We start from the raw sequence: 5,369 nt of genomic DNA on the forward strand, positions 1-5,369 counted from the left end.
GATTTTTCTGACTTATGTCATCTGACTTTTGTCCTTTGTGCCTGCAAAATAGACTTTTTGCAGTTGCATCTTTTATATGCTCTGCCTGAAGCGCATGGATTGCTTCAAAGTTTCCTTGTCCATAAACTTGAGATCCGCCCCCAGGGGAATACCTTGAGCCAGGCGGGTCACCCGCACATGGGGGTACTCCTTATCCACCATGTTTTTAATGAAAGATCCGGTTGTTTCCGCCTCCAGGGTGGTACCCAGTGCCAGGATGACTTCGGCTGTCTGACCGCTCTGCAGGTTCCGGCGCAGCTTTTCCAGTTCCAGGGCATCGGGGCGAATCCCGTCCAGCGGGGACAAAAGCCCCCCCAACACCAGGTAGCGTCCCTTGAAAAAACCCGACTCCTCCATAACAAGCAGGCTGTCCCATTCAGAGACCAGGCACAGCTTGTCCTGCTCCCGCATGGCATCTGAGCAGATGGAGCATGGATCCAAATCAGCCAGGGCAGAACACTGAGAGCAGATACAGAGGTGATCCCTCAATTCCACTATACTGCGGCCAAGCCCCCGGGTCTTGTCCTCCGGCCACTTGAGAAGTGTCATGGCCATACGCAGTGCACTCTTGGGACCTATTCCCGGCAACCGGGAAAGCTGATCCACCAGGAGCTGCATTGATTTCGGCAACGTTTGCACAAAACGCTCCTAATTTCTGTTGCACGTCATGACTAAAACAGTCCCGGGATCTTTATCCCGCCCGTAATCTGGGACATTTCACCCTGTACCATTTCCCGGGCCCGCTTCAGGGCATCATTGGTAGCCGCCAGAACCAGGTCCTGCAGCATTTCAACATCCTCGGGATCCACCACGTCCTTTTCTATGCGCACTTCCAGAACTTCCTGACCTCCATTGACCCTGACCGTGACCATACCGCCGCCTGCGGATGCCTCCACCTCTCTGGAATTGAGTTCTTCCTGCATCTTGGCCATCTTCTTCTGCATCATCTGGGCCTGTTTAACCAAATCTTGCATCTTCTAACTACTCCTTATGTATTAGTTTTTTTGTTTGTGCTGACTTCCATTATCCAGGCGTCAAACTCGCTCATGATCCTCTGAACACCCGGGTGGCTGCGCACTGTTTCCTGAAGTGACTTACGGGGCTCATCCCGGACAGTATCGACAGTGCCGCCCTCTGGACCGCCGGAAGTCTGCGCCTCATGGTAATTCCCCTCAGCATCGCCTGTAACGGAATCCTCCCGCACTATATCATTATGGTCCTGACTGTTCTCTGTAAAGGTTGCATGACCTTCCATACCCTTTTTTTCAGAGCCCCGGGACTTATTCCGTCCTGCAGGATGTTTATGGGATCTATCCTGCTCAGTAGAAGTCCCCGGGTTATATTGGGACACCGGGATGAGCTCCGGCAGGTAGGCCAGGTTGTAAAGCATAAGCTCCAGGCTCAGCCCCGGTTCATAGCTGCCAAGGATACTCCTGCGTCCATCAAGGACCATCTGCCACCCGGCATGGATTGTGGAAGCGGAGAATCCACCTGCCATCTCCCGCCATTTTTCCACCTCTTCCGCCGGAAGGTCCAGGATTTCTCTGACTTCTGAGCCTGCCTGAGAAAGCAGGAACATATTGCGCCAGCACTGGGCCAGTTCCTGCAGGAAAAAACCCAGGTCCAGCCCCTGCTCAAGCAAATAGTTTACCATCTCATGCAGCCGCATCAGATCCCGGTCCAGGATATCCTGCATCAGGCGCAGAAAAAGCTCCTGGTCCGCCAGCCCCAGTACCCGGCGGACATCTGCGGTCTTCAGACCCTCGTCTCCCAGAGCCAGCACCTGTCCCAGCATGGACATACTGTCCCGGACGCTGCCGGCCCCGCGCCTGGCCAGGAGCTGCACCGCCTCATTTTCATAGGATAATCCTTCGGATTCCAGGACAAACCGCAGGTGTTCAAACAGCCGACTCTGGGGCAGGCGCTTGAATACATAGTGCTGACACCTGCTGATGATGGTGGCCGGGAATTTTTCCGGAGCCGTGGTAGCCATAATAAAGACACAGTGTGCAGGGGGTTCTTCCAGGGTTTTTAACAGGGCGTTGAAAGCTGACCCTGAGAGCATGTGGGCCTCGTCAATAATGACCACCTTGTAGCGCCCGCCCATGGGAGAGTATGCTATGTCCTCGCGCAGCTTGCGCACGTTGTCCACGCCTGTATGCGATGCCGCGTCTATCTCCCAGACATCAGCAGAGGCTCCCCTGGTAACCTGTTCGCAGCTGGAGCACTGGTTGCACGGCTCTGCAGCCGGGCCGTTGCGACAATTTATGGCCTTGGCCAGTATCCTCGCCAGTGTGGTCTTGCCCACCCCCCTGGTACCGCTGAACAGGTAGGCGTGCGAAGGCCTGTCCTGCTCCGCCGCCCGGGACAGGATGCTCTTGATGAATTCCTGTCCCGCCACCTGGGCAAAAGTCTGTGGTCTATACCTGGCTGTAAGTCCTGCCTTGGCCATATCATCTTCCCGGTTCAAAGCCTTTTAGTTGTCAGTCCCGGATCAAATCCAGCCCTTTCCTCGGGCATTGTTTCTCCCTGCACGTCACCCTCCATCGCCCCCTCGCTCTTCTTCCACACCATGCCCCATGCCCTCTTCCCTCTTCCCTCTTCCTCCATGCCCCATGCCCCATGCCCCATGCCCTATGCCCTATGCCTATATCTCATAATCATAAAGCCATTCGGCGTATTTCATGTTTTCCCCGCGTACTATCTTGAAGTATTCGCTCTGGAAAAGGAGTGTATTGGGGCCTGCCTTGCCCTGGCCAATGGTTCTGCGGTCCACTTCCCGGATGGGAGTCACCTCTGCGGCAGTGCCGCAGAAAAAGGCCTCATCCGCCATATAAAGCTCATCCCGGGTGAATCGCTGTTCCGTGACATCGTAACCCATGTCCCTGGCCATGGTAATTAAGGAATCCCGGGTGATACCCCCCAGGATTGCTCCCAGGGGGGGAGTCTTAAGCTTGCCCTGCTTCACCAGGAAAATATTTTCCCCGGTGGCCTCGGCTACATATCCGTCCACGTCAAGCATCAGGGCCTCGTCATAGCCGTCTGCCTTGGCCTCCCTTTTGGCCAGAACCGAATTGACGTAATTTCCCGCCACCTTGGCTTTGGTCATCATAACATTTACGTGATGCCGGGTAAAACTGGACGTCCTGACCCGGATACCGCTTTGCAGAGCGTCCTCTCCCAGGTAAGTCCCCCAGGGCCAGGTAGCCACGATAAGCCGGATGGAATTTTCCCCTGGATGGACTCCCATGGCGCCATCACCAATGAAGGCCAGGGGCCTGATATATCCCTGGTCCATCTTGTTGGCCTTCAGAGTGTCCACTATGGCCTGGCAGATCTCCTCTTCTGTATAAGGTATCTCCATCTCCACTGTCCTGGCGGAATTGAACAGACGCTCCACATGTTCCTCCAGCCGGAAAATGGCTGAAGTGTTGTCCTTACATTTGTAGCTCCTTATGCCCTCAAAAACCCCCACCCCGTAATGCAGGGTATGCGTCAGCACATGTACACTGGCCTCCTCCCAGGGTACCAGTTTACCGTCAAACCAGATAAACTCCGATTTCTGAATCATATCTCCCCCTTGATGTATCTATTTTGCGCTTTGTATCTGTTCAGCGCTTTACATGTGGCACGGCCTGCCAGTCAGGAGTAAACTTGCACAACAAAAAATTGCGAGGGACAGTCCCCAGTTACGCCTATACTCCCAAACACCCACACCCCCCATACTCACTTATGGCTTGCCCGAAAAAACAATTTGACCGGGGTCATATCCAGCTTCAGGCTCTTACGAATCTGTTTTTCCAGATACCTGGCATAAGCCGGTTTAATGAGTGCGGGATCGTTCACGAAAAAAACAAATTCCGGGGGGGCGGTCCCTGGCTGAGTCAGGTAATATATTTTTGCCCGGCGTCCCTTGACCAGTGGTGGCTGATGCGCCTGCATCGCATCCCGGACCAGTCGGTTCAACTCCCCGGTGCCCACCCTCACCCTGGACTGCTCCAGAACCTTTTCAGCCAGGGGAATAAGTCCCCCCAGCCCGGCCCGGGTTATGCACGAGGTATATATTACCGGGGCATGGTCGCAAAAAGCCAGCTCCTCTTTAAAATACTTCTTGAGCCTGCCAAGGTCCTTTCCTGGAATCTGGTCCACCTTGTTGACCAATATCACCAGGGGAATCTTTGCACGCTCCAGAAAAGACAGCAGTTTCTTGTCCTGGGCTACCACCCCGGACAGGGCGTCCAGCACCAGCATAGCCACATCCGCCCGCTGACAGCTCCTGATGGCCCGCAGGGAGCTGAACCTTTCCAGATCGTCGCTGATGGTGGTCTTACGCCTTACCCCGGCAGTATCGATGAAAATATATCGCTTGTCGCCCTTTTCCAGAATCACATCCACGCAATCCCTGGTGGTCCCGGCCTGAGAGCTTACCAGCACTCTTTCCTGGCCCAGAAGGGTATTAATCAGCGAGGACTTGCCCACGTTGGGGCGGCCCAGCAAAGAAAGGCGCAGGCCGGCGACCCTGTCACTCAGGTTTTGTTGTTCCGGCAGAGCAGTCTCAATGGTCTCCTGCAGACCAGGCATATTGTACCCGTGGGCCGCTGAAACCATGCTCATTTCAAAACCCAGGGAATAATAATCACCTTCAACCAGGGCTGCCCTTTCTTCACCATCCACCTTGTTCACAACCATGTGTACCGGCCTGTGGCTATGCCTGAGCATGGATGCCAGCTGCTCATCCAGTCCAGTGACACCCGTACTGCCGTCCACCATAAAAAGAACCAGGTCCGCGCTGTGCATTGCTTCCCGGACCTGTTCGTGAATATCTTCTTCCAACTGAACCCCTTCTTCCAGGACCAGGCCTCCGGTATCCACCAGGGTATAATCTTTGCGAAGCCCTTTGACCATCCCGTGCAGACTGTCCCTGGTCACTCCGGGACGGTCGTGGACCATGGCCTTGTTCTGGCGCAGAAGGCGATTGAACAGAGTGGATTTTCCCACATTGGGGCGGCCGACTATCACGACAAAGGGCAGCATATTGACCTTGCAGCGCGGTATGGATCTGTTGAATCAGGAAGTGGCTGGAAGTAGTTGACCATCATTGTAACCATTCAGGGGGCGCCGGATACCGGCCTGGGGACAGTCCCCGCAACCCATTTCCTGCACAAATAAAAAAATTACCGTATCTGTTTAGCGTTTTTTAGAAAAGCAGGGGACAGGCACCCCCGCACTAATTTTTCGTAACCATTCAGGGGGCACTCAGTTGTAGTTCCTGGCACAAGGTCTGGGGACTGTCCCCGCTAAGTACTATCTTTGAAGGTTCACACAACTTA

The 5,369-nt window shown here is 54.6% G+C and carries 6 protein-coding genes; all 6 read right to left on the reverse strand.

Annotated elements, in window-relative coordinates:
- Positions 1–72 precede the first annotated feature (72 nt).
- Entirely contained in the window at positions 73–678 is a 606-nt protein-coding gene (gene recR, locus QZP87_RS01810) for a recombination mediator RecR (RefSeq protein WP_291321212.1), read from the reverse strand.
- A 32-nt stretch (positions 679–710) separates the two neighbouring features.
- A complete protein-coding gene (locus QZP87_RS01815; RefSeq protein WP_291321213.1) occupies positions 711–1,013 on the reverse strand; it encodes a YbaB/EbfC family nucleoid-associated protein in 303 nt (100 codons plus the stop codon).
- 14 nt (positions 1,014–1,027) lie between these two features.
- Entirely contained in the window at positions 1,028–2,491 is a 1,464-nt protein-coding gene (gene dnaX, locus QZP87_RS01820; RefSeq protein WP_363330972.1) for a DNA polymerase III subunit gamma/tau, read from the reverse strand.
- A 14-nt stretch (positions 2,492–2,505) separates the two neighbouring features.
- Positions 2,506–2,649 (reverse strand): hypothetical protein, encoded by a 144-nt coding sequence (locus QZP87_RS01825; protein WP_291321214.1) that lies wholly within the window; start codon positions 2,647–2,649, stop codon positions 2,506–2,508.
- 37 nt (positions 2,650–2,686) lie between these two features.
- Positions 2,687–3,610, reverse strand: coding sequence for a branched-chain amino acid transaminase (locus QZP87_RS01830; RefSeq protein ID WP_291321215.1), 924 nt, complete (start codon positions 3,608–3,610; stop codon positions 2,687–2,689).
- 155 nt (positions 3,611–3,765) lie between these two features.
- The gene (gene der, locus QZP87_RS01835; RefSeq protein ID WP_291321216.1) at positions 3,766–5,073 is read right to left on the reverse strand and encodes a ribosome biogenesis GTPase Der; all 1,308 of its coding nucleotides are present in this window, start codon (positions 5,071–5,073) and stop codon (positions 3,766–3,768) included.
- Positions 5,074–5,369 lie beyond the last annotated feature (296 nt).

It is taken from the genome of Desulfonatronospira sp. (genome assembly GCA_003563255.1).
GTDB lineage: Bacteria > Desulfobacterota > Desulfovibrionia > Desulfovibrionales > Desulfonatronovibrionaceae > Desulfonatronospira.